The 23,053-nt window shown below is 63.5% G+C and carries 18 protein-coding genes; 9 read left to right on the top strand and 9 right to left on the bottom strand.

All coding sequences use genetic code 11. From position 1 onward, the window contains the following. Nucleotides 1–142: 142 nt before the first annotated feature. Nucleotides 143–829 (bottom strand): DUF2848 domain-containing protein, encoded by a 687-nt coding sequence (locus ABIB91_RS18725; protein WP_219684726.1) that lies wholly within the window; start codon nt 827–829, stop codon nt 143–145. Continuing rightward, nucleotides 822–2,171, bottom strand: coding sequence for an amidase (locus ABIB91_RS18720; RefSeq protein ID WP_219684727.1), 1,350 nt, complete (start codon nt 2,169–2,171; stop codon nt 822–824). The genes ABIB91_RS18725 and ABIB91_RS18720 overlap by 8 nt, the downstream gene beginning before the upstream one ends. A gap of 173 nt (nt 2,172–2,344) precedes the next feature. Between ABIB91_RS18720 and ABIB91_RS18715 the strand changes: the two genes are divergently transcribed. The 4 genes from ABIB91_RS18715 to ABIB91_RS18700 all read left to right on the top strand — a co-directional run bounded on the left by ABIB91_RS18715 (nt 2,345) and on the right by ABIB91_RS18700 (nt 6,230). Then, on the top strand, nt 2,345–2,758 hold the full coding sequence (locus ABIB91_RS18715; protein ID WP_354162838.1) for a Zn-ribbon domain-containing OB-fold protein: 414 nt from the start codon (nt 2,345–2,347) through the stop codon (nt 2,756–2,758). Between the two features lie 3 nt (nt 2,759–2,761). Continuing rightward, entirely contained in the window at nt 2,762–3,901 is a 1,140-nt protein-coding gene (locus ABIB91_RS18710) for a thiolase C-terminal domain-containing protein (protein WP_354127668.1), read from the top strand. Between the two features lie 170 nt (nt 3,902–4,071). Then, entirely contained in the window at nt 4,072–4,986 is a 915-nt protein-coding gene (locus ABIB91_RS18705) for an SDR family oxidoreductase (RefSeq protein WP_007593675.1), read from the top strand. Between the two features lie 131 nt (nt 4,987–5,117). Further along, nucleotides 5,118–6,230: an SMP-30/gluconolactonase/LRE family protein gene (locus tag ABIB91_RS18700; protein WP_354162842.1), complete on the top strand. Its 1,113-nt coding sequence runs from the start codon at nt 5,118–5,120 to the stop codon at nt 6,228–6,230. A 117-nt stretch (nt 6,231–6,347) separates the two neighbouring features. Here the strand turns inward: ABIB91_RS18700 and ppc are convergent, their stop codons facing one another. The 3 genes from ppc to ABIB91_RS18685 form a co-directional block, all read right to left on the bottom strand. Next, a complete protein-coding gene (ppc, locus tag ABIB91_RS18695; RefSeq protein WP_354162845.1) occupies nt 6,348–9,137 on the bottom strand; it encodes a phosphoenolpyruvate carboxylase in 2,790 nt (929 codons plus the stop codon). Nucleotides 9,138–10,157: 1,020 nt separating this feature from the next. Beyond that, the gene (locus tag ABIB91_RS18690; protein ID WP_007593682.1) at nt 10,158–10,640 is read right to left on the bottom strand and encodes a cupin domain-containing protein; all 483 of its coding nucleotides are present in this window, start codon (nt 10,638–10,640) and stop codon (nt 10,158–10,160) included. 194 nt (nt 10,641–10,834) lie between these two features. Continuing rightward, nucleotides 10,835–11,713, bottom strand: coding sequence for an SDR family oxidoreductase (locus ABIB91_RS18685; protein WP_354162849.1), 879 nt, complete (start codon nt 11,711–11,713; stop codon nt 10,835–10,837). 125 nt (nt 11,714–11,838) lie between these two features. On the opposite strand from ABIB91_RS18685, the gene ABIB91_RS18680 reads away from it, so the two are divergent. Together ABIB91_RS18680 and ABIB91_RS18675 are read left to right on the top strand one after the other, a co-directional pair. Next, entirely contained in the window at nt 11,839–12,462 is a 624-nt protein-coding gene (locus tag ABIB91_RS18680) for a TetR/AcrR family transcriptional regulator (protein ID WP_219683987.1), read from the top strand. A 345-nt stretch (nt 12,463–12,807) separates the two neighbouring features. Next, on the top strand, nt 12,808–13,725 hold the full coding sequence (locus ABIB91_RS18675) for an NADP-dependent oxidoreductase (protein ID WP_354162852.1): 918 nt from the start codon (nt 12,808–12,810) through the stop codon (nt 13,723–13,725). An 893-nt stretch (nt 13,726–14,618) separates the two neighbouring features. Here ABIB91_RS18675 and ABIB91_RS18670 read toward each other — a convergent pair. The 3 genes from ABIB91_RS18670 to ABIB91_RS18660 form a co-directional block, all read right to left on the bottom strand. Continuing rightward, on the bottom strand, nt 14,619–15,023 hold the full coding sequence (locus ABIB91_RS18670; RefSeq protein ID WP_354127671.1) for a YccF domain-containing protein: 405 nt from the start codon (nt 15,021–15,023) through the stop codon (nt 14,619–14,621). Nucleotides 15,024–15,194: 171 nt separating this feature from the next. Then, complete coding sequence (locus ABIB91_RS18665) at nt 15,195–16,739, bottom strand: acyl-CoA synthetase (RefSeq protein ID WP_354162855.1); 1,545 nt, start codon at nt 16,737–16,739, stop codon at nt 15,195–15,197. A gap of 138 nt (nt 16,740–16,877) precedes the next feature. Then, a complete protein-coding gene (locus tag ABIB91_RS18660) occupies nt 16,878–17,687 on the bottom strand; it encodes a crotonase/enoyl-CoA hydratase family protein (RefSeq protein WP_354162858.1) in 810 nt (269 codons plus the stop codon). Nucleotides 17,688–17,803: 116 nt separating this feature from the next. Between ABIB91_RS18660 and ABIB91_RS18655 the strand changes: the two genes are divergently transcribed. Continuing rightward, nucleotides 17,804–18,676, top strand: coding sequence for an SDR family oxidoreductase (locus ABIB91_RS18655; RefSeq protein ID WP_027516806.1), 873 nt, complete (start codon nt 17,804–17,806; stop codon nt 18,674–18,676). A gap of 219 nt (nt 18,677–18,895) precedes the next feature. Further along, nucleotides 18,896–20,473, top strand: a complete 1,578-nt coding sequence (locus tag ABIB91_RS18650; RefSeq protein WP_354162861.1) for a fatty acid--CoA ligase — start codon at nt 18,896–18,898, stop codon at nt 20,471–20,473. 196 nt (nt 20,474–20,669) lie between these two features. Here the strand turns inward: ABIB91_RS18650 and ABIB91_RS18645 are convergent, their stop codons facing one another. After that, nucleotides 20,670–21,944, bottom strand: coding sequence for an acyl-CoA dehydrogenase family protein (locus ABIB91_RS18645; protein ID WP_247288630.1), 1,275 nt, complete (start codon nt 21,942–21,944; stop codon nt 20,670–20,672). A gap of 209 nt (nt 21,945–22,153) precedes the next feature. On the opposite strand from ABIB91_RS18645, the gene ABIB91_RS18640 reads away from it, so the two are divergent. Continuing rightward, nucleotides 22,154–22,933: an enoyl-CoA hydratase-related protein gene (locus ABIB91_RS18640; protein WP_354162865.1), complete on the top strand. Its 780-nt coding sequence runs from the start codon at nt 22,154–22,156 to the stop codon at nt 22,931–22,933. The last annotated feature ends 120 nt before the right edge of the window (nt 22,934–23,053 follow it).

Here is a 23,053-nt window from a genome sequence, read left to right as displayed (position 1 = left end):
GGACCGCCCCGTCCTCTACCACCCGATTTCCGACTCTCTCCCCGTCATTGCGAGGAGCGCTTGCGACGAAGCAATCCAGAATCCCTGCGCAGAACCAGTCTGGATTGCTTCGCTTCGCTCGCAATGACGGTGCGGAGGCGCCTTAGCCCCTCACCGGCAGCGTCACCACGTCGTAGCCGTGCTTGATCGTCCGCCTCAGCACGGGATCTTCCAGCTCGAAATCGAAACGGTCGGCGGGGCGGATACCGCCTTTCGCTGCAAACGTACCGCCGAACATGGCGCAGCCGTCGGGGAATTTTCCACTCTCGAAGCCACGCGCGATCAAGTCAACCACCGGAAGCATCGCGTCGAGCGTGCCCTCCTGGTAGAGCACGCGCTCGCCCTTGATGGTGGCCCAGGAGCGCAGGATCATCCTGTCCCAATGGCCGATGACGTCCTCGAGCTCCCACAGCGTTGAGGAGATCGGCTTGTCGCACATCTGCTTGGACACCGTGACGTTGTAGGCCTCGACCTTGCGGTCGGTGTGGTCGGAGCCGCAGCCGACGAAAATGCGACCCTGCCAGCCGATCAGCACGAACTCGACCTCGCCGCTGGAATCGCCGCCAGTGCACTCGATGCTGTCTTCCATTGTCAGGCGCCGCGCCGAGGCGCGATAGTAGATCGGCGTCGAGGCTGGCGGGGCGATACCCATCTCCTGCAGCTCGGCAATGTGCTTGTCGCGCGCGACCGGATCGCGGCCGGTCCAGCCGGCGATGACCATCTGGTCGATCGCCAGCGTCAGCGGCGTGGTGGTGTCCTGGGCGTCGACGGTGAAAGTCAGGTCAAACACGAATTACGGCCTCCATGCCGGCAGCAAGCTCGAAGATACGGCGGTCCGATCCGCCCGCGCCCGCCAGCATCAGGCCGACCGGAATCTCGCCCTCGCGATGCGCAGGCAGCGAGATGGCGCAGCCGTCGATCATGTTGATCAGGGTGCAATTGCGGAGCGCCCGCAGGTTTTCCCTGGTGAACGCCTTGTCGTCGGCAAGATCCGCAATTTTCGGCGGCGTGTTGGCGGTGGTCGGCAGCACCAGCGCGTCATAGGGAGCGATGCGCGCATTGACGCGGGCGATCAGCGAGCGGCGCTCGTTGAGAAGATCGATGTAGTCCGCCGCGCTCTGCGCCTCGCCGCGCATGATGCGCACGGAGACTCTGGGATCGTAGACGTCGCCCTTGGACGTGAGGAGGTAGCGATGCCAGGCATAGCTTTCGGAAGCCGCAAAGCCGCCCTTGGCGTTCATCGGTCCGATGTCGTGGAATTCGGCCATCTCGATGCGCTCGATGATCGCACCGTGATCGGCAAGGCTCTTGAGCGCCCGCTCGAATGTCCCGGCCACGGCCGCATCGAGGTCGTCGAGCGCGATCGTGGTCGGCACCGCCAGCCGCATGCCCTTGACCGGGCGAGGCTTCAGCGGGGCGATCGGCTCGTTGGCGAGCACGGCGTCGAGAATGGCACAGCAACTGACCGATCGTGCCAGCGGCCCGATGCTGTCGAGCGAGAACGACAGCGGCACAGCCCCATCGAGCGGCACGCGCCGCTGCGTCGGCTTGTAGCCGACGATGCCGTTATAGGCCGCCGGAATCCGGCAGGAGCCGCCGGTGTCGGTGCCGAGCGCGCCATGCGCCATGCCGTCGAGCACAGAGACCGCGGCACCCGAAGACGAACCGCCGGGCACGTGGCCCTCGGCCCGGTTCCAGGCGCCCTTTGGCGTGCCGTAATGCGGATTGATGCCGATGCCGGAATAGGCGAACTCGGTCATGTTGGTGCGCCCGATCACGACGAAGCCGGCCTTGCGCAGCCGCGCCACCGTGGGGGCATCCTGTTCGGCTGGCGAGGAATCGTCGAGCGCGCGGGAGCCGGCGCGCGTCACCTGCCCCTTGATGTCGAAGAGATCCTTGATCGAGACCGGGATACCGGCGTAGCGCGACGGCGCCGCCTTCACCTTGCGCAAACCGTCCATCGCATCCGCCGCCACAAGCGCGGCGTCCTTGTCGACATGGATGAAGGCACGCTGCCCCTCGCCGGCCGGATCGGCGATTTTGGCGATGCAAGCCTCGACTAGCTTGCGGGAGCTGGTGCGGCCGCTTTCGAGGTCTTCGGCGAGCTTCTTCAGTGTCGAAAAATCGGGCATGTCTGTCTCACGGAATATTTGCGCGCAATGTATAGCGCTGCCTCACTTCGACACAAGCATTGTGCGCATGATGGCATGCATGCGCATTGCTGGACCGTTGACGCGCCATGGTCGATTGTCGCATCAAGATCGCAACAGCCGGGCTTAGCTTGGCCTTGGGAGGACCTGCCGAGATGGCCGAACCGCAGCGCGCGCGACCGAAACCGACGCCCGAGACCCAGCATTTCTGGGACGGCACCAAGGCAGGCGAGTTGCGCCTGCAACGCTGCGACGCCTGTGCGCATGTCTATTTCCCGCCACGCCCGTTCTGCCCGTCCTGCGCCTCGCGCAAGGTCAGCATCTTCAAGGCGGGCGGCAAGGGCTTTCTCTACAGCTACGTGATCAACCACCGTCCCGCCGCGCCCGGCTTCACGCCGCCTTACGCGATCGCGGTAGTCGAGCTCGACGAGGGTCCGCGGATGATGAGCAACATCATCGACTGCCCGCAGACACCGGAGGCGCTCGAGCTCGACATGAAACTCGAGGTCGCCTTCGAGGCGCTCGACGATAAGGTCACCCTCCCCGTATTCCGTCCGGCGAAGGGATAGACCATGCGCAGCAACCAGGTTGCCGTCGTCGGCGCGGCCGAGACCACCGAGCTCGGTGTCATCCCCAACGCCTCGCAGCTCCAGCTTCACGCGGATGCGGCGCTCAATGCCATCGCCGATGCCGGCCTGAAGCTGTCGGACATCGACGGTTTCGCCACCGCGGTCGAAACGCCGCAGCAGGTCTGCCACTACCTCGGCATCAAGCCGACCTGGGTGGACGGCACCTCGGTCGGTGGCTGCTCCTTCATGCTGCACGTCCGCCATGCCGCGGCTGCGATCGAGGCCGGCCTGTGCAAGACCGTGCTGATCACCCATGCCGAGAGCGGCAAGTCGATGATCGGCAAGGCGCCGCGCTCGATTCCCCCCGACAGCCTGCAAGGCCAGTTCGAGGCGCCGTTTGGCGTCTACGGCCCGCCCAGCATGTTCCCGATTCCCGTGCTGCGCTTCATGAAGACCTATGGCATCACGCACGAGCAACTCGCCTCGGTCGCGGTGGTGCAGCGGGAATGGGCGGCCAAGAATCCGCGCGCGATGATGAAGGATCCGATCACGGTCGCCGACGTCCTCAACTCGCGCATGATCGCCTATCCGTTCCGCCTGCTGCAATGCTGCCTCGTCACCGACGGCGGCGGCGCGCTGATCCTGACCTCGGCGGACCGCGCCAGGGATTTTCCGCGCAAGCCCGTCTACATCATGGGCACCGGCGAGAGCGTGGAGACGCCGATGGTCAGCCAGATGGAGACGTTCAACTCCTCGCGCGCGTTCAAGACCGCCGGTCCCCTCGCCTTCAAGGAGGCTGGTATCGCGCACAAGGACGTCGACCATCTCATGATCTACGACGCGTTTGCGCATCTACCGCTGTTCGGCCTCGGCGATCTCGGCTTCATGCCGCACGAGGAGACCGGCAAGTTCATCGCCGACGGCAACACGCGGCCAGGCGGCAAGCTGCCGCTCAACACCAATGGCGGCGGCTTGAGCTACATGCATTCGGGCATGTACGGCATGTATGCGCTTCAGGAGAGCGTGCGGCAGATGCGCGGTATTGCGCCAGCGCAGGTCGCGAATGCGAAGATTTCGGTGTGTCACGGCGTCGGCGGCATGTTCGCCGCGTCGGGCACGATCGTGTTTACGAACGAGAGGTAATGAGCTGCTCGCCTCTCCCTCTCCCCGTTCTTACGGGGAGAGGGTTGGGGTGAGGGGCTGCTTCCACACACTCGGACTCGCGGAGAGTCCCCCCTCACCCGGATCGCATCTTCGATGCGATCCGACCTCTCCCCGCAAGCGGGGCGAGGTAAGACAACAGGAGAACCCAAATGACGAAATCACTGCAAGACAAGGTCATCATCGTCACCGGCGCAGGCCGCGGCATCGGGCGGGAGATCGCGCTGCTCTGCGCTGGCGAGGGTGCCAAGGTCGTCGTCAACGATCCCGGCGTCGCCGCTGACGGCGCCGGCACGAGCGCCGCGCCCGCCGAGGAAGTGGTCGAGGAGATCAAGAAGCGCGGCGGCACCGCGGTTGCCAATTTCGAGTCGGTGGCCGAGGCCATCCCCGCGAGCAAGATCGTGAAGACCGCGACCGATCATTTCGGGCGGCTCGACGGCGTGGTCAACAATGCGGGCATTTTGCGCGACATGATCTTCCACAAGATGAGCGTGGAAGCGTTCGAGGCCGTCATCAAGGTGCATTTGATGGGCTCGTTCTACGTCAGCCACGCGGCGGCGCGGATCTTCCGCGAGCAGGAGTCCGGATCGTTCGTGCACTTCACCTCGACCTCCGGCCTGATCGGCAACTTTGGACAAGCCAACTACGCCGCCGCCAAGCTCGGCATCGTCGGCCTGTCGAAGTCGATCGCGCTCGACATGGGCCGCTTCAACGTCCGTTCCAATTGCGTCTCGCCGTTCGCCTGGACCCGCATGATCGGCACCATCCCGACCGAGACCGAAGCCGAGAAGGCGCGCGTCGAGAAGATCAAGCAGATGGGCCCGGAGAAGATCGCGCCGGTCTGCGCCTATCTGCTCTCCGATGCCGCCAAGGACGTCTCCGGGCAGATCTTTGGGGCACGCATGAACGAGCTGTTCCTGTTCAGCCAGAACCGTCCGCTGCGCTCGGTGCACCGGAGCGAAGGCTGGACGCCGCAGTCGATCGCGGAACATGGCATGCCGGCGCTGAAGGGATCGTTCTACAAGCTCGACCGCTCCGCCGACATCTTCCCTTGGGATCCCGTGTAAGGAATCCCGTCGGACCGCATTTGCGGCATCTCTGCCCTGCGATCTCCGGTTATCTTACTCCGGAGATCGCTCCGCTTTACGCCCGATTGCTGGCGGATCATTTCCTCCCAACACAATTTTGGGAGGAAACCATGACAAGAATACTGACCAACTCCGACGACACGACTGCAAGCAGCGGCCTCGCCCGCCGCACGCTGCTCAAGGGCGCCGCGACTGTCGCCGCGTCTGCCCTGCTCGCCTCGAACGCCGACGCCCGCGACTTCGGCGCCAATGCCGAGCCGCAGCGCTATCCCGACCCCGACATCGTCGTCATCGACCCCAAGCGCTTCAAGGCCAAGGTCGGCAACACCTCGATCAAGCGGCTCTATACCGGCTGCCTGTGGGCGGAAGGACCGGCATGGAATGCGCAGGGACAATATCTGGTCTGGAGCGATATCCCGGCCAACCGGCAGCTGCGCTATCTCGACGACGACGGCCATATCTCCGAGCAATTCCACAAGCCGTCGAACGAGGCCAACGGCAACTCGTTCGACACCGAGGGCCGCCAGATCAGCGCCGAGCGCACCCGCCTCGTCCGCTACGAGCATGATGGTTCGGTGACGTCGCTGGCCGAACAGGCCAACGGCAAGCCGCTCAACGGCCCGAACGACATGGTGGTGCATCCCAACGACAAGGCGATCTGGTTCACCGATCCCGGCTACGGCGCGATCAGCATCTATGAGGGCAAGCTTGCCAATACCGGCTCGCTGCAGCCGTATCAGAAGGAAGCGGTTTATCGCATTGATCCGCAGAGCGGCCAGGTCGCGAAGGTGGCCGACGAGCCGTTCAAGCCGAACGGCATCGCTTTCAGTCACGACTACAAGAAGCTCTATGTCTGCGACACCGGCATCACTCATTATCCGCAAGCCGAGAACGTGGTGTGGTCCTACGATATCGACGGGGCGAAGCTGTCGAACCCGAAGAAGTTGATCGACATGAAGCTCGACGGCAAATCAGGCTTCCCCGACGGGCTGCGCGTTGACACCGAGGGCAACATCTGGGTCGGCGCCGGCTGGGTCGGACCGGGCTATGACGGCGTGCAGGTGTTCGCGCCGAACGACGGCGCGCGCATCGGGCAGATCCTGTTGCCCGAGACCTGCGCCAACGTTTGCTTCGGCGGCAAGAAGCGCAACCGCCTGTTCATGACCGCGAGCCAGTCGCTCTATGCGGTCTATGTGGAGACGCAGGGCGCGCATTTCTGTTGAGGCCGTGCTCTCACGACGCGTCATGGCCGGGCTTGTCCCGGCCATCCACGACTTGAACCGCGGCACTGAGAACGTGGATGCCCGGGACGAGCCCGGGCATGACGAGGGTGGGTCGCCTTATCCCGTATTCCTCAGCCCCGCCGAGATCCCGTTGATGGTCAGTTGAATCCCGCGCAGCACCTGCTCGTCCGGGTTCTGCGCGCGGTGCTCTTTCAGCAGTTCGACCTGCACGTGGTTGAGCGGGTCGAGATAGGGGAAGCGGTGGCGCACCGAGCGCTCCAGCAGCGGATTACTCTGCAGCAGCCGGTCCTGGCCCATGATGTCCAGCAGCGTCTCGATGCAGGAATGCCATTCGCGGCGGATGCGGCCGAAGATTTTTTCGCGGAGCGCCTCATCCGGCACGAGCTCGGCATAGCGCGAGGCGATCGCGATCGAGCTTTTGGCCAGCACCATGTCCATGTTCGACAACAGCATGCGGAAGAACGGCCATTCCTTGTAGAGCTCTTTGAGGAACGGCATGCCCTTGTCGGGATGCTCCGCGATCCATTGCTCGACCGCGCTGCCGAATCCGTACCAGCCGGGCAGCATCAGGCGGCATTGCGCCCAGGAGAACACCCAGGGGATGGCGCGCAAATCCTCGATCGCACGAGTCTTCTTGCGCGAGGCCGGACGGCTGCCGATGTTGAGTGTCGCGATCTCGTTGATGACGGTCGACGCCCAGAAATAATCGACGAAGCCGTCGGTCTCGTAGACGAGGCCGCGATAGGCCTTGAAGGCGAGGTTTGAAAGCTCGTCCATCGCGGTCAGATATTCGCGGCGCGGCGCGCTCTGGCGCGGATGCAGCAGGCTCGCCTCCAGCGTCGCGGCGGCAAGGATCTCCAGATTGTTGCGGCCGACTTCGGCGTTGGAATATTTCGACGAGATGATCTCGCCCTGCTCGGTGATGCGGATCTGGCCGTTCACCGCGCCGCCGGGCTGGGCGATGATCGCATCGTAGCTCGGCCCGCCGCCGCGGCCGACCGAACCGCCGCGGCCATGGAACAGGCGCAGCCGCACGCCGTGGCGCTCGAACACGTCGACGAGCCCGATCTCGGCCTTGTAGAGCTCCCAGCCCGAGGTGACGAAGCCGCCATCCTTGTTGCTGTCAGAGTAGCCGAGCATCACCTCCTGCACGCTGCCGCGGCTGTCGACCAGCCGGCGATAATCATGCAGCGAGAGCATGCGGTCCATGATGGCGCTGGAAGCCTGCAGATCCTCGATGGTCTCGAACAGCGGCACGATGTTGATGGCGCTGCGCCCGGAGGGATGCACCAGCCCCACTTCCTTGAGCAGCACCGCGACCTCGAGCATGTCGGACATGCTTTTGCACATCGAGATGATGCACTGGGGAATGGCGTCCGAGCCGAACTTCGCATGCGCTTCTGCTGCGGCATGGAAGACGTTGAGCTCGCCCATCGTCTCGTCGCTGTACTTGACGAATGGCGACACCAGCGAGCGCGTCGAGCGCAGCTCGTTGGTGAGCAGGGAGATACGCGCGTCCTCGCCGAGCGCGAGATACGACATGCCGGGGTTGGCGGCGTCCATCAGCTCAGCAATGGTGCGCTCGTGCACCGCCGAGTTCTGGCGGATGTCGAGCCGGGCCAGATGGAATCCAAAGCAGTCCACCGCACGCCGCAGCAGCCGCAGCCGGCCGCGGGCGATGACGCCGGCGTTGTTGGAGATCAGCGAGCGGTGCAGCACGTCGAGATCGGCCTTGAACTCCCCGACGCTGTCATAGGGAGCGCCCTTGCCGACCGGCCGCCGCGTGATCTCGACCTGAAGCATTTCAGCCGTGGCGGTCAGGCGCGCATAGATGCCGGAGACCGCGAGGCGATAGGGCTCGCCGCTCCGGTGCGGCGAGGTATCGGGCGAGCGCTCCGCCAGCGTGCGCAACTCCTCGGACACGTCGGCGAGATGCGCCGCGATCGACAGCTCGGAGCCGAGCACGTGCAGCTCATTGAGATAGAACTGCATCACCCGGCTCGACTGCAGCCGCAGCGTGCCGCGCATCACGTCGGCGGTGACGAAGGGATTGCCGTCGCGGTCGCCGCCGATCCAGCTGCCCATGCGCAGGAACGAAGCGAGCTCGCCTGCCGCCTGCTCGCCGCCCTCCTCCAGCCGGTCCTCCAGCGTGTTGACCAGCCGCGGCACCTCGCGGAGAAACGTGTAATCGTAGAACGACAGGCCGTTGGCGACCTCGTCGAGCACGGTGAGCTTGGTCCGGCGCAGCAGATTGGTCTGCCACAGCGTCAGCACCTCGCGGCGGAGCTGCTCGTCGCTGGCGGCGGCCTCGTCGGCCGTCAGCGCGACGCGCTCGCGACGATCGAGCAGGGCTGCGACTTCCATTTCGCGGTCCATGGTGCTCTTGCGGCGGACCTCGGTCGGATGCGCGGTCAGGACCGGACTAACCAGCGCGCTCTTGAAGAAGTTGCGCAGGGCATCGGCGCCGATGCCCGCAGCCCTCGCATGGGCGAGGGTCTCGGCCAGCACGCCGGAGCCGCCGCCCTTGTTGGCGCGCATCTGGCGAATGTTGTTCTGATCCTCGGCGATGTTGGCGAGGTGGGAGAAATAGCTGAAGGCGCGGACGATCCGCACGGTCTCCGAGGTCGACATGCTGTCGAGGATCTGCTCGAGCTCGCGGCGGGCGAGCCGGTCCTCATCGCGGTGGAATCGGATCGAGGTCTGGCGGATGCGCTCGACCAGATCGAACAATTCGGCGCCCTCCTGGTCGCGCACGGTGTCGCCGAGGATGCGCCCGAGCAGGCGGATGTCGTCCCGCATCCGCGCGTCCGCCTCCAGCGCCTGGACATCCTCGGGACGGTTGGGGCGCTGATCGGCGGTGTCGGATGGTAATGTCTGGAGGGACATGGCTCGCTCCCCTTGTAGAGCTCCCTATGGCTCCCCGGCCCGGTCGAGTGTGCGATATTCTTCTACCGCAGTGCAAGGTGAACTTGGTGGCGGCGCACACCGCCGACGCCATTGGAGTCCCCGGCACGAGAGATTTGCCTGCAACTCGTCACTGCACACGTCCGCGGTCTCGCGGCGCGAGCGCCCGAGTTTTGCTGTCCGTTTCGCCCTCATCGCGAAGAAAGGGCGCAGGGAAGGCCGGGCGCCGGCTGGCACCCAGGGTCCGCACGCGAAAAACGCACGCGGGGGTGACCACAGGTGATGCCGGAACATCCGGCCTTCCCTGCGCGATGGTTTTACGGCTTATGGCGCGCTCTCCCCGGGAAGCGATGCACTATTGCCCCCTTCGCCTTGCGGATGATCGATGCGCGCACCCGGTCGGGCCGCACATCACCGCAAGCCTTGACGCACAGACCCCGGGCGTCAGGACCACACGCTTTTGCCGTCCGCGGACGTCCCTCCCCGGACATCCGGAAGCTTGCGCGTGCTCGCCACCGAAGCCGAAAAGAACCGATGTGACAGCGCCGGGTCGTTCGCGCAGATCGCGATGGCTCACAGGGGTCGCCCGCCCTGCCACCTCGTCACGCGCCGGCGCTGCCGCGTCCATCGCCGCCCGGCCTGCGTATTGTGACGATCGCGAAACGCCCCTTCTGGCGGGCCGGGATGACTGCGGTTTACCCGAAGAGAATAATTCGGTTAATCAGAATATTCGACGGCCCGGTGCTTGACCTGCATGTGGCGTGTTTTGCTTGTCGGGCAACGCGAGGGTGGTGTGCTCGGCGTCGACTGAGCGCCCCACCCACTGCCACGAGCGGACATGGCTATGGTGTGAGAGAGCCATCCGGCTCTGCCTTGGGCCGCGTAGGATGGGTAGAGCGCTTGCGAAACCCATCATGCTTCGTCTGCGGCGGAGGGATTGATGGGTTTCGCTGCGCTCTACCCATCCTACGAGTGCTGAAGCGCTCGGCAGGTCGACCAACGTTATTTTTGCTTTCGAGGATCATCCTCGGCGTTCAAATAGTCGATGCCTGTCGGTCCAATCCCGGTAATCTCGAAGATCACCTCTTCGTCCCTGGTTTCCGCAAACTGCCACACTTTTGGCGGCACGTGCGAAAACGTACCGGGGGGAAAGCTCAGGAGCTTCGATGCATCGACCTTGTCGCCGAGCGCAGAATAGTACGTCCCCGAAATGATGACGCGAACGCGTTCATCGGGGTGAGAGTGCACAGGCATTTTGGAATTCGCCGGTACTTTGAGTCGAACGGTATAGAGGCCCGGCTTGCCCGGATTGCCGTGTAGCACCGCCGATTGCGTCCCCTTAGGCATCGAAAGCAGCGGGCTCCACTTCAGTTCGGTCGCCGTCACGCGCTTGTATTCAAGTGAATTATCTTCCGCGAGGGCCGCACAAAATCCACTCGTCGCAAGGACGGCCAACAAACCGATCCCAAACTTGAGAAAGGACATCTCGGGCTCCGTTGAAAATATACGGCGCCGCTACTCTACTCCAAGTGGTCTTTCTCTGCCATGGGTCGTCAGCACGCGTAGGATGGGTTTGGCGCTCGCAAAACCAATCATGCTTCGTCATCGGCGGACGGTGATGGGTTTCGCTCACGCTCTATCCTTCCTACGAGCTGTACAGTGTGCTTATCGCCTTCGCGTCAAATCATACTCGCCATGCCGAGCGCGCGAAGAAGGTCGTTCTGAATCGGGGCGACGGCCTCGTTCAGCCGCTGGACACCGAGATCCATGCCCTCGGGCATCACGACCGTCCGCAGAGGCCGCCGTTCCGTGGCCTCGACCAGCTGCGCGATCGCATTCGCGACGAGCTGGGGCTGCGGCGGATTCTGCGGATCGTTTCCATCGTTGGAGTGCTGCTTGATCTGACCCGGGATCGCCGCGACATCGCCATAGGTTTTCAGCACGGCGTGGTCGGAGGGTTCGGGGCTGGATGGAAGAAGGTTGCTCGGGAACGGGCCTGGCTCGACGATGACCGAATCCACGCCGAAGCTCGAAAGCTCGTAGCGGTAGGCTTCCGCGAGGGCTTCGAGCGCGAACTTGCTGGCGGAATAGACACCGAAGAACGGGAAGACCACCCGACCCATGAGCGACGTGACATGGATGAGGACGCCGCTGCCGGCGGCCCGCATGTGCGGCAGAACGGCGCGATCGGTGCGAACGGCGCCGAAGAAGTTCACGGCGAACTGCGCTTCGATATCCTTGACGGTATAGGCTTCCGTGACGCCGACGGGCATCATTCCCGCGTTGTTGACCAGGGCATCGACCCTGCCGTGCTGCCGGATGACATCCGCGATCGCGACGTTGACGGATTGTTCGTCGGCGACGTCCATCTCGAGGACCTGGAGCGCATGCCCTTCAGCCTTTGCCGCTTCGACAAGCTCGTCGCGAACACGGCTATTTCTTCCTGCGACTTCGCGCATGGCAGCAATCACCGTGTGACCCCGCTTTGCGAGCTCCAAGGCGGTGAGTTTTCCAAAACCACTGCTTGCACCCGTCACAACCACAACTTTTCCGCTCATCTCACGATCTTTCTCTCAAATCCAAGGGGACAATGGAGCTATAGACAGACCTGTATGTCTTTGCAATCCTTAAATGGACAGAATAGTCTGTCCAGCGACGTAAACGGCTCGGTTAAGGACGATCGATGGGCACGGTGCTTGATTTCGTGGACGTGGATATTCAACCGCTCGATGCGCTCGCCCCGCGCGAGCGCATTTTGAAGACGGCGTCAGACCTGTTTTACCGGTTCAGCATCAACTCCGTCGGAATCGACCGGATCATCGCCGAAAGCGGCGTGGCCAAGATGACGTTCTACAAGCACTTTCCCTCGAAGGCCGACCTCATCGCCACCTATCTGCGCTACAAGAGCGCCGTCTGGTTTCAGATGCTTTCGACCTCCACCGAGCGAGCCGGTCTCACGCCAGTGGAGCGCGTTCTCGCTGTTTTCGACGCACTCGAACAACCGCTCCTTGCGCCTTCGTTCCGCGGCTGTCCGTTCGCCAAAGGAATGGCCGAATTCGGCCCGGAGGCAAACTCCCCGGGCGTAGAGGCGACCATCGCAGCGTATTTTACAAAGTTGCACGACTTCGTTGCGTCACTCGTTGAGCCCTTGTCATTGAGCAAACCCGAAAGGGCCGTGATCCAGATCCTGTCGCTGTTCGAAGGCTCGCTCGTGATCGCACAGTCAACGCGTGATCCCGCCATCGTCGAGGCTAACCGCGAGGCAGCCAGAGTGTTGTTGGAACAAGGGATCGCATCGTCGTCTTAATCTGGAGCCCTTGCGAAACTCTTCCTGGTTCGTCACTGGCGGACGGATCGATGGGGGCCGCTGGCGCTCTCCCCATCCTACGCGCTCAAGCTAAGCGCCGTCTGAATGCGCTTGGTACAGCCAGAATTTGCAATCTTGGTACTGGTTTCATGACCAGGCGCGACGCATCTAGCTGCTAGTACCGCGACCGAAGCGAACCCGATCGGCAGTCTCAGTACGAGCCGGTCAATGCAGACAGCGCAGATCGCGGACACTTCCACACTGCCCGGCAGTTTGTGGATAGCCGTTGTGCTTACGCTGCCTGCAACAGTTGCATCAAGAGACAATGACCGAGGAGATAATCCCATGAAGGCGATCGTTGTAACGGAACGGGCCGCGGGAACGGCCGGGATGAAGCTGGTGGAGCGGCCCGAGCCGCAGGCATCGATAAACGACGTCGTTGTTCGGGTTCATGCGTCGGGATTTGTTCCGACCGAGCTGACATGGCCCTCGACCTGGACCGATCGCCTCGAGCGTGACCGAACACCGTCGATCCCTGGGCACGAGTTGGCTGGAGTGGTCACCGCTCTCGGATATGGCACTACGGGGTTGTCGGTAGGACAGCGGGTGTTTGGCCTCGCGGACTGGTATCGCGACGGCACGCTCGCCGAGTATGTGGCGATCGAGGCACGCAATCTCGCGCCGCTCCCGGGCGACGTCGACTTCACAGTGGGCGCAAGCCTGCCGATCTCGGGCCTGACGGCATGGCAAGGGCTGTTCCAGCACGGCCGCTTTCAGGCGGGGCAAAGCGTCCTCGCACACGGCGCGGCCGGTGCAGTCGGGTCGATGGTGACGCAACTCGCACGAGAGGCCGGCGCCCACGTCATCGGCACCGGACGCGCCGCCGACCGTCAGACGGTGCTCGACTTCGGCGCGAAGGAGTTCGTTGACCTCGACAACGATGCCCTGGAAGACATCGGCAAAGTCGACTTGGTGTTCGATGTCATCGGCGGTGACATCCAGAAGCGGTCCGCAGCATTGATTCGAGCCGGAGGAACACTGGTCACCATCGTCGGGCCCGCAGAGGCGCGACCCTCCGACGGCCTGGCGGTCGACTTTGTCGTCGAGGCCGATCGTGCCCAACTGAGTGAGATCGTCCAGCGGGTGCGGGACGGACGATTGCGGACAAACATCGGCAACGTCTCGATGTTCGACGATGCCGTCGCCGCCTTAAATCCGACCAGGCGACGCAAGGGGAATACGATCATTCGCGTTCGTCCCTGAGGGCGCATGCGCATTGATGCACGCCGCGTGCAGGATGGGCCGAGCGCTTGCGAAACCCATCATGCTTCGTCATCGGCGGACGGTTTGATGGGTTTCGCTCACGCTCTACCCATCCTACGAGCTTGGTTGGTCCTCAAGCTCCCGGATGTGCTTCGCGGTCCGTATTAACATCGGTACCAACTCCGATCTCGGGACAATCGTGACGCTCACCAGTGGTGATGGTGCCGCCAGCCATAATGATGACCTCGGCCTCTGCCCCAACCGTAATGATGACCACGGCCGCCGTGATGACCCCAGCCGTGGCCACCGCCGTGTCCGTGGCCGCCCTTGACCTCGATAGTGGCAGTCTGTGACGCGCCCAGCGCGTCCGGCTTGGCAGCGGGCATCGCCGAAGCAGAAGGTGAGGGTATTAAAGCAACGCCCCCCGCCACAAAGCCGATCAAACAAAGCCACTTCATGCAATCGCCTCCCGATAAGAATGAGCCAAGGGCCAGCCCACGCGGCACATTGCGGCCGCGTTCGCTCCCGATCTTCAACAATGAAGCCGGGAAAAAGTTGCAATGAATCTGACGCATTGCCGAGGGGCAGGATACCTACGCCCGGTCGAAAGCAGTCGTGGTCCACTTCGAATCAGCGCGTAGGATGGGTTGAGCCCTTGCGAAACCCATCATGCTTCATCATCGGCGGACGGATTGATGGGTTTCGCTGGCGCTCTACCCATCTTACGAGCTGAGCAAGCGCCTCGTCCTTCGAGACGACCGCTTCGCGGTCTCCTCAGGATGAGGCTGAGTTGCGTCGGGATTCGTTGCAGCCACGTGTTCCGCCCTCATCCTGAGGGCCCGCCAACGGCAGGCGTCTCGAAGGATGTGCCGCGGGGACGCTTACGAGTTCCCCTAAGCCGGCACGATCACCTTGCCGACCGGCCAGAGCGCGATGCCCGCGAGCTTGAGGTGGGCCCAGGCGAAGGGAATGCCGATGATGGTGATCGCGAGGGCCAAGGCGGTGAGGAGATGGCCGAGCGCCAGCCACCAGCCAGCCAGCACGAACCAGATGATGTTGCCGATCACCCCGAGCGGGCCGGTGCCGACATCCTCGACACCGGTGACCTCATAGCGGCTGACCGCCCGCGAGCCGAACGGCATCAGCGTGTAGACCGCGATGTTGAACGCTGCCCGCGCCCACGGGAGGCCAATGATGGTGATCGCCATGATGACCGCGGCGATCAGCCAGCCGAGCGCCATCCAGGCGCCGCCGATGAGGATCCAGAGCAGGTTGAGCAGGATGGAAACGGGAGCCATGGGATGATCCGCGAGACGGTGATCCCGTGAGTATAGCACGATGAGCGAGGTTGCGGTCGACGAAGCCGCTCACGAATTCACGGGCGTGTGTAGCCCGGATGAGCGAAGCGACATCCGGGGCTTATTATCCCGGGTATCGCTTCGCTCACCCGGGCTACGCACTACGCACCGTCAGATCTTCCGCCCCGCCTGCTCCCAATAGGGATCGCGCAGGCGGCGCTTGAAGATCTTGCCGGAATCTTCGCGCGGCAGCCCGGCGCGGATCTCGATGTGTTTTGGCACCTTGTAGTCGGCGAGCGAGGCCTTCAGCCGGGCGCGGATTTCGACGGCGTCGAGCGTAACATCGGCTTGCGGCTCGACCACCGCCATCAGCGCTTCGCCGAACTCGGCATCGGGGATGCCGAACACCGCGCAATCATGCACGCCGGGCACCGCGTGCAGTACAGATTCGATCTCGGCCGGATAGATGTTGACGCCGCCCGAAATCACCATGTCGCGCTTGCGGTCGCATATGAAGACGTAGCCCTCTTCGTCGATATAGCCGACGTCGCCGGAGGTAATGAAGCCGTCGCGATCGATCTCGGCGCGCTTCTCCGGTTTGTTGTGGTAGGTGAAATCGGCCATCCCGGCCATGCGCGAATAGATCTCGCCGATCTCGCCCACGCCCAACAGGCGTCCGTCATCGCCGATGAAGCGCAGCTCGGCGCCGGGCGAAATCCTGCCGACGGTGCCGGGTTTCCTTAGCGCATCCTCGGAGGTCGCGAAGGTGACGGCGCTGGATTCGGTCGAGCCGTAGAATTCGTAGATCAGCGGCCCCCACCACTCGATCATGGCGCGCTTGACGTCCGCCGGACAGGGCGCGGCGGCATGGATGATATGGCGCAGCGAGGAGACATCGTACTTCTTGCGCACCTCCCCCGGCAGCTTCATCAGGCGGATGAACATGGTCGGCACCATGAAGATGGTGTCGATTTTGTAGCGTTCGATCAGCTCGAGAAATTCCTCGGGCTCGAAGCGCGGCATCAGCACCAGTGCACCGCCGAGTTTTCCCGCGCGGATGCCGAACGAGTTCGGCGCGGAGTGATAGAGCGGACCCGGCAGGATCGTGCGGGCGCCGGGCTTCAGCCCGTAGATCATCGCGCGCATGCGCTCGCCGGCGGCCGCCTGTTCCGGCGTCGGTGCATTGCGCCGTACGCCCTTGGGATGGCCTGTCGTGCCCGAGGTGTAGATCATGTTCATGGGCTGCGGCACGATCGGGCCGTCATAGGGCTGGTGCTGTGCGAGCCAAGGTTCGAAATCGATCGCAAAGTCCGGCGTCTTCAGATGATCGGAATCGATCTTGTAGTTGGACAGGATCTCCGGCGGTGTCGGCACGCTGAGCACGGTGACGCCTTTCGGGATCGCATCGCGCAAGGCATGCAGCATGTCGGCATGGCCGATCAGCACGGAGGTGCCGGTGTCGTTCAGGATGTAGGTGATCTCCTCCGGCTTGAAGTGCCAGTTGATCGGCACACCGTAGGCGCCCAGCCGCATCGCGGCATAGGCAGCTTCCAGAAAGGCAATGTCGTTGCGCATCAACATGCAGACGCAATCGCCCTGCCTGACGCCGATTTGGCTGAGGCCCGCGGCGATGCGATCGGCACGATCAGCGACCTCGGCATGGGAGCGGCTGCGCTCGCCGGAGACGATGCCGAGGAAATTTGACGTTTCGCTCATTGTTGGTTTTTCTTTGTTGTTTAGAGACGGTGTCGATTAGTCGTCATCACCGGGCTTGTCCCGGTGATCCACGTTCTGCTTCGTCGCCTTGCCAAAGAACGTGGATGGCCGGGACAAGCCCGGCCATGACGAAGACCATCAGTCCGCAAACTTCGCCGCGCGCTTCTCCAGATTGGCTCGCACCGCCTCGGTCTGGTTCGCACTGCCGATCAGCTTCTGCTGCTCGACGGACTCGGCGAGCAGTGCGGGGCCCGGATCGACCGAGAGATTGTTGAGCATGCGTTTGGCGGCGCGGATCGCATCGGGGCTTTTTCCCGCGATCTCGCGCGCGACTTCGAGGGCGCTCGCGCGCGGGTCGTCGCAGATGCGCGTGGCGAGACCGTAAGCCATCGCCTCCTGCGCGGAGAAGATGCGGCCGGTGTAGGTGAGATCGCGCAAGATATCGTCGCGCACGAGCGAAGCCAGGATCGGCGTGCCCGCCATGTCGGGCACCAGGCCCCATTTGATTTCCATCACCGACATCCGCGCATCCGGGGTGAGGAAGCGCATGTCGGCGCCGAGCGCGAGCTGGAAGCCGCCGCCGAAGGCGACGCCCTGGATCGCGGCGATCACGGGGACCGGAAGCTGGCGCCAGCCCCATACCGCCTGTTGCGCAAAATTCGCCTGGCCGTGCGTGCGCTTGGTGAGATCGCGATTTTCGCCACCCGGAATTCCGTTGCCACCCTTTTCCTTCATGGCGGCAAAACGCCCCATGTCGAGACCGGCGCAGAAGGCGCGTCCTTCGCCGGACAGCATGACAACGCGCACGCTCTTGTCCTTTGAAAGCCGGTCGGTTGCGGCGACAAGGGCCTCGAACATGGCCTGATCCAGCGCATTCATCTTGTCCGCGCGCACCAGCCGAACATCGGCGACGCCTTCCGAGATCGAGATCGAGACGCGCTCTTCCATGAATGAATTCTCCCCTGGTTCCCTGCTGTTCTTGTTCGGTGCCGCTTTACAGGACGACGGCGGCCGGATTTAGTCAATCGATCAATTAATCGACAATCGCAACGGGGAAAACAGCCATGTTCAAGGAAAATCTTCTGGCGGGACGGCGCATCCTCGTGACCGGCGGCGGCACCGGGCTCGGCAAGTCGATGGCGGCGCGCTTCCTCCAGCTCGGCGCCGAGGTGCACATCTGCGGCCGGCGCAAGATCGTTTGCGACGAGACCGCGACCGAGCTGATGGCCGAGTATGGCGGCCGCGTGAGCAGCCACGGCGTCGACATCCGCAACGCGCTCGCGGTCGAGGAGATGATCGAGACCATCTTTCGCGACGGCCCCCTCACCGACCTCATCAACAACGCCGCCGGCAATTTCATCTCGCGCAGCGAGGAACTGTCGCCGCGCGGCTTCGACGCCGTCGCCAACATCGTCATGCACGGCACGTTCTATGTGACGCAAGCGGTCGGCAAGCGCTGGATCGCGTTGAAGCAGCCCGGCAACGTCGTCTCGATCACCACGACCTGGGTGCGCAACGGCTCGCCTTACGTGGTGCCGTCGGCGATGAGCAAGTCCGCGATCCACGCGATGACGATGTCGCTCGCGACCGAATGGGGGCGCTACGGCATCCGCCTCAACACCATCGCGCCGGGCGAGATCCCGACCGAGGGCATGAGCAAGCGCATCAAGCCCGGTGACGAGGCCGGCGCGCGCACCAAGGCGATGAACCCGATGGGCCGCGTCGGCACCATGGAGGAATTGCAAAACGTCGCCGTGTTCCTGATCTCCGGCGGTTGCGACTGGATCAGCGGCGAGACCATCGCCATGGACGGCGCGCAGGCGCTCGCCATGGGCGGCAATTTCTACCAGCTCCGTGACTGGAGCGACGACGACTGGAAAACCGCGCGCGAGAGCATCATGGCGCAGAACGAAAAGGATCGTGCGAAGCGGGGGTGACGTAGTCGTCCTGGCGAAAGCCAGGACCCATTCCCACCGAATGTTTTTTGGCGAAGATAGGCCATGGCCGGTCTTCGCCAAATTGCGTTTTGTGGCTATGGGTCCTGGTTTTCGCCAGGACGACGACGTTGAAGCCATGGCGTACCTTCCCCCGTCTTGTCTTCCCCTGCGGATGACGCCACACTCCGCGGCATAAGAACAAGACGGTATGGGAGAAACATGACCACACAGCCATTGGCCAATCTCGCCGACATGGTGCGCGAGCGCGCCAAGAGCCGCGGCAACGCGATCGCCTTCGAGTTCGAAGGCCGCGTCACCAGCTTTGCCGAATTCGACGTCAAGACGAATAAAGTGGCCAACGCGCTGATCGCGATGGGTGTGAGACGCGGCGAGCGCATCGCCTATCTCGGCAAGAACAGCGACATCTATTTCGAGCTGCTGATGGGCGCCATGAAGGCCGGCGTGGTGATGGCGCCCGTGAACTGGCGGCTCGCGGGCCCCGAGGTCGCCTTCATCGTGAGCGACTGCAAAGCGCCGGTGCTGTTCGTGGGACCTGAGTTCATCGCCCTGGTCCGCCAGATCAAGGGCCAGTTGCCGGGCGTGCGCAGCGTCATCACCACCGAAGGTGGCGCGCCGGAATGGCAGGATTTTACAGCTTGGCGCGATGCACCGAGTGGCGATGATCCCAAGGTGCCGATCGACGCGAAGGACATCGCGATTCAGCTCTATACGTCGGGTACGACGGGCAAGCCGAAGGGCGCGATGCTGTCGCATGCGAACTTCCTCAACCTCGTGCAAACCGGCAATGCCGAGGACAAGCCTGAATGGAACCGGTGGTCGACCGACGACGTGTCGCTGGTGGCGATGCCCATCTTCCACATCGGCGGATCCGGCTGGGGCGTGATGGGGCTCTATCACGGCGCCCGCGGCGTGATCGCGCGCGAGTTCGATCCAACCAAGGTGCTGGATTTCTTCGAGCAGTCCGGCATCACAAAGCTGTTCATGGTGCCCGCCGCGATGCAGTTCGTGGTGCGGCAGCCGCGCGCGAGGACTGTCGATTTCTCGCGGTTGAAATACATGCTGTACGGCGCCTCGCCGATACCGGCGGCGCTGCTGAAGGAATGCATCGAGATCTTCAAATGCGGCTTCGTGCAGATGTACGGCATGACCGAGACCACCGACACCATCGTCGCGCTGCCGCCGGAGGATCATATCGAGGGGCTGGAGCGGATGCGCTCGGCCGGCAAGGCGCTGCCGGGCGTCGAGATCGCGATCCTCGATGTCGATGGCAAGCCGCTGCCGCCGCGCGAGGTCGGCGAGATCGCGACACGCTCGGGCTCCAACATGGCAGGCTACTGGAACCTGCCGGAAGCGACCGCCGCGACGCTGCGCGGCGACGGCTGGCTGCGCACCGGTGACGCCGGCTACATGGACGAAGACGGCTATCTCTACATCCATGACCGCATCAAGGACATGATCATCTCCGGCGGCGAAAACATCTACCCGGCCGAAGTCGAGAGCGCGCTGTGCGATCATCCCGACGTCGCGGAAGCCGCAGTGATCGGCATACCCGACGACAAATGGGGCGAGGCGGTGAAGGCCGTCGTGGTGATGAAGCCGGGCAAGCAGGCGACCGCCACCGACATCATCAACTTCACCCGCGAGCGCATCGCCGGGTTCAAGACGCCGAAGAGCGTGGAGTTCCTGCCGGCGCTGCCGCGCAATCCGTCAGGCAAGATTTTGCGGCGGCAATTGCGCGAGCCGTATTGGGCGGGGAAGGATAGAAGGGTGAATTAGGCCGACTGCGAGAAGCGATGGTGCAATCGGGAGCTCCGTCCATGGCGACATCTCTGGATTGCTTCGCTTCGCTCGCAATGACGGTGTGGAGGCGGATGCGCGCCTCTCTCCTCCGTCATTGCGAGGAGCCCTTGCGACGAAGCAATCCAGACTGTCTCTCTGGAAAGACTTTGGATCGCTTCGCTCGCGATAACAGCTAATGCTTCCCCGGCCCCATATAGCCGAACAAAAATCCCGCCACCTTGCGGATCTGGATCTCCTCGCTGCCTTCGGTGATGCGATAGCGGCGGTGGTGGCGGTAGATGTGCTCGAACGGCTTGTGGCGTGAATAGCCCATGCCGCCGTGGACCTGCATGGCGCGGTCGGCGGATTCGCAGCAGAGGCGGTTTGCCCAGTAGTTGCACATCGAGACGCGGTCGGAGAGCGTGCGCTCGATCTGCTCCTCAGTGAGCTTGTCCATTTCCCAGGCGGTCTTGCGGATCAACAGGCGCAGCATCTCGGCCTGCGTCGCCAGCTCGACCAGTGGGAACTGGATCGCCTGGTTCTCGGCCAGTGCCTTGCCGAACGGCTTTCGCTCGCGCGCATATTTCACGCTCTCGTTGATGCAGTAGACCGCCGCTCCCAACGAACTCGCCGCCTGCCGGATACGGTTCTGATGGACAAAACACTGCGCCAGCGACAGGCCGCGCCCGACCTCGCCGAACAGCGCGTCCTCCGGCACGAACACATCCGTAAAACTGACGCGGGGGTGGTCGGTCGGCATGTTGAAGGTCCACATGTACTCTTCGATCTTCACGCCGTGGCTCTTCGCCGGCACCAGGAAACAGGTGATGCCGCGGGCATCGCCGTCATTGCCGCTGGTGCGCGCGAACAGCGCGCAATGCGTGGCGACGTGCATGCCGGTCGTCCACATCTTCTCGCCGTTGATGATCCAGCCCTTGACGTTGTCGCGGGTCGCCGGCACCGCGCGCGTTTCCATATGGGTGGCGTCGGAGCCATGATTTGGCTCGGTCAGGCCGAAGGTGATGCGATACTTGCCCTTGATCGAGCCGTCGATCATCGCCTTCTGGTCGTCGCGGCCGTAGCGATCGAGCATGGTAGCGACGGGGAAGTTGCCGACGATGGAATGCTCGTTCTGGAGGTCGTTGTGCAGGCCGAGACCCTTGGCGGCAAAGTGCTCGCGGATCACGGCCATCCAGAGATTGGAGCCATCCTTCCCGCCATATTGCTTCGGCACCGGAAATCGCAAATGACCGGCCGCGTCCGCGAGATCCTTGGCCTTGCGCAGCAGCGCTTCCCATTCGTGGCGCGGCAGGCCGCCATTCTCGAAATCGGTGCGGGCCCATTCGCGACGATGATCGAAGAAGCGGATATTATCATCGGCCTCTTCCAGCGGCTTGATCTCGCGTTCGATGAAACGGTCGAGCTCTGCGAGATAGGCGACGAGATCGGCAGGCAATGAGAAATCCACGGCTCTCTCCCGGGTGTTTTTTTCGTTTTGCGTTAAGGCGCTGGGCGCAGCTTTGCTTCGCACGATTAAGGTGAGAAGAGCGTCGCCAAGTCAAGCAATGGGAGGCGTACCGGATGCGCAGGGCGCATTGCGCAATTCGATGGTGCTCTAGCGCGGTGGCGCGGTAGTATTCCGGCAATATTCCTTCACGAGAAACTGCGGGAGCGAGCATGGAGCTGAAATTCTCAAAGGTGGAACGCAAGGGGCCGATCACGATCGTCACGCTGTCGCGGCCCGAGGTCTACAACGCGCTGCACACCGACGCGCATTTCGAGCTCAACAAAGTGTTTGACGATTTCTCCGCCGATTCCGAGCAGTGGATCGCGATCGTCACAGGCAGCGGCGACAAGGCGTTCTGCGCCGGCAACGATCTGAAGTGGCAGGCGGCCGGCGGCAAGCGCGGCTGGGACAAGGGCGGCTTTGCCGGCCTCACCGCGCGCTTCGACTGCGACAAGCCGATCATCGCTGCGGTCAATGGCGTGGCCATGGGCGGCGGTTTCGAGATCGCGCTGGCCTGCGACCTCATCATTGCCTCGGAGAACGCGACCTTCGCGCTGCCCGAGCCGCGCGTTGGCCTCGCCGCACTCGCCGGTGGCCTGCACCGGCTGCCGCGCCAGATCGGGCTGAAGCGCGCCATGGGCATGATCCTCACCGCGCGCCACGTCAGCGCCAAAGAGGGTCTCGAACTCGGCTTCGTCAATGAGGTGGTGCCGCAGGGCGAGGCGCTCACGGCCGCGCTGCGCTGGGCTGAGATGATCACCAAGAATTCGCCGATGTCGATCCGGGCCTCGAAGCAGGCGATCCAGAAGGGCCTCGGCGTGTCGCTGGAGCAGGCGATCGAGGAGCAGCGCGAGTATCCGGCGGTGAAGGCGATGGCGGCCTCGCAGGATTACATCGAGGGCCCGAAGGCGTTTGCGGAGAAGCGGCCGCCGAAATGGATAGGGAAGTGAAGGGTCGATCGGCCCGTCACGGCTCCCAACGCCACCGGTGTCATGCCCCGGCTTGACCGGGGCATCCAGTACGCCGCGGCTTCTCGGCTCAATCGCTGCCGTCTCTGGAATACTGGATCG

Source organism: Bradyrhizobium sp. JR4.3 (assembly GCF_040547695.1).
Taxonomy (GTDB): Bacteria; Pseudomonadota; Alphaproteobacteria; order Rhizobiales; family Xanthobacteraceae; genus Bradyrhizobium; species Bradyrhizobium canariense.
This window is presented reverse-complemented; position numbering and strand designations above follow the sequence as displayed.

Bases quoted from the DNA above. Each gene is read 5' to 3' on its own strand.
- ABIB91_RS18675 (WP_354162852.1), top strand. From the start codon at position 12,808: ATGAAGGCGATCGTTGTAACGGAACGGGCCGCGGGAACGGCCGGGATG.
- ABIB91_RS18660 (WP_354162858.1), bottom strand. From the start codon at position 17,687: ATGGAAGAGCGCGTCTCGATCTCGATCTCGGAAGGCGTCGCCGATGTT.
- ABIB91_RS18670 (WP_354127671.1), bottom strand. From the start codon at position 15,023: ATGGCTCCCGTTTCCATCCTGCTCAACCTGCTCTGGATCCTCATCGGC.
- ABIB91_RS18665 (WP_354162855.1), bottom strand. From the start codon at position 16,739: ATGAGCGAAACGTCAAATTTCCTCGGCATCGTCTCCGGCGAGCGCAGC.
- ABIB91_RS18705 (WP_007593675.1), top strand. From the start codon at position 4,072: ATGACGAAATCACTGCAAGACAAGGTCATCATCGTCACCGGCGCAGGC.
- ABIB91_RS18715 (WP_354162838.1), top strand. From the start codon at position 2,345: ATGGCCGAACCGCAGCGCGCGCGACCGAAACCGACGCCCGAGACCCAG.
- ABIB91_RS18655 (WP_027516806.1), top strand. From the start codon at position 17,804: ATGTTCAAGGAAAATCTTCTGGCGGGACGGCGCATCCTCGTGACCGGC.
- ABIB91_RS18710 (WP_354127668.1), top strand. From the start codon at position 2,762: ATGCGCAGCAACCAGGTTGCCGTCGTCGGCGCGGCCGAGACCACCGAG.
- ABIB91_RS18640 (WP_354162865.1), top strand. From the start codon at position 22,154: ATGGAGCTGAAATTCTCAAAGGTGGAACGCAAGGGGCCGATCACGATC.
- ABIB91_RS18690 (WP_007593682.1), bottom strand. From the start codon at position 10,640: ATGTCCTTTCTCAAGTTTGGGATCGGTTTGTTGGCCGTCCTTGCGACG.
- ABIB91_RS18685 (WP_354162849.1), bottom strand. From the start codon at position 11,713: ATGAGCGGAAAAGTTGTGGTTGTGACGGGTGCAAGCAGTGGTTTTGGA.
- ABIB91_RS18700 (WP_354162842.1), top strand. From the start codon at position 5,118: ATGACAAGAATACTGACCAACTCCGACGACACGACTGCAAGCAGCGGC.
- ppc (WP_354162845.1), bottom strand. From the start codon at position 9,137: ATGTCCCTCCAGACATTACCATCCGACACCGCCGATCAGCGCCCCAAC.
- ABIB91_RS18680 (WP_219683987.1), top strand. From the start codon at position 11,839: ATGGGCACGGTGCTTGATTTCGTGGACGTGGATATTCAACCGCTCGAT.
- ABIB91_RS18650 (WP_354162861.1), top strand. From the start codon at position 18,896: ATGACCACACAGCCATTGGCCAATCTCGCCGACATGGTGCGCGAGCGC.
- ABIB91_RS18720 (WP_219684727.1), bottom strand. From the start codon at position 2,171: ATGCCCGATTTTTCGACACTGAAGAAGCTCGCCGAAGACCTCGAAAGC.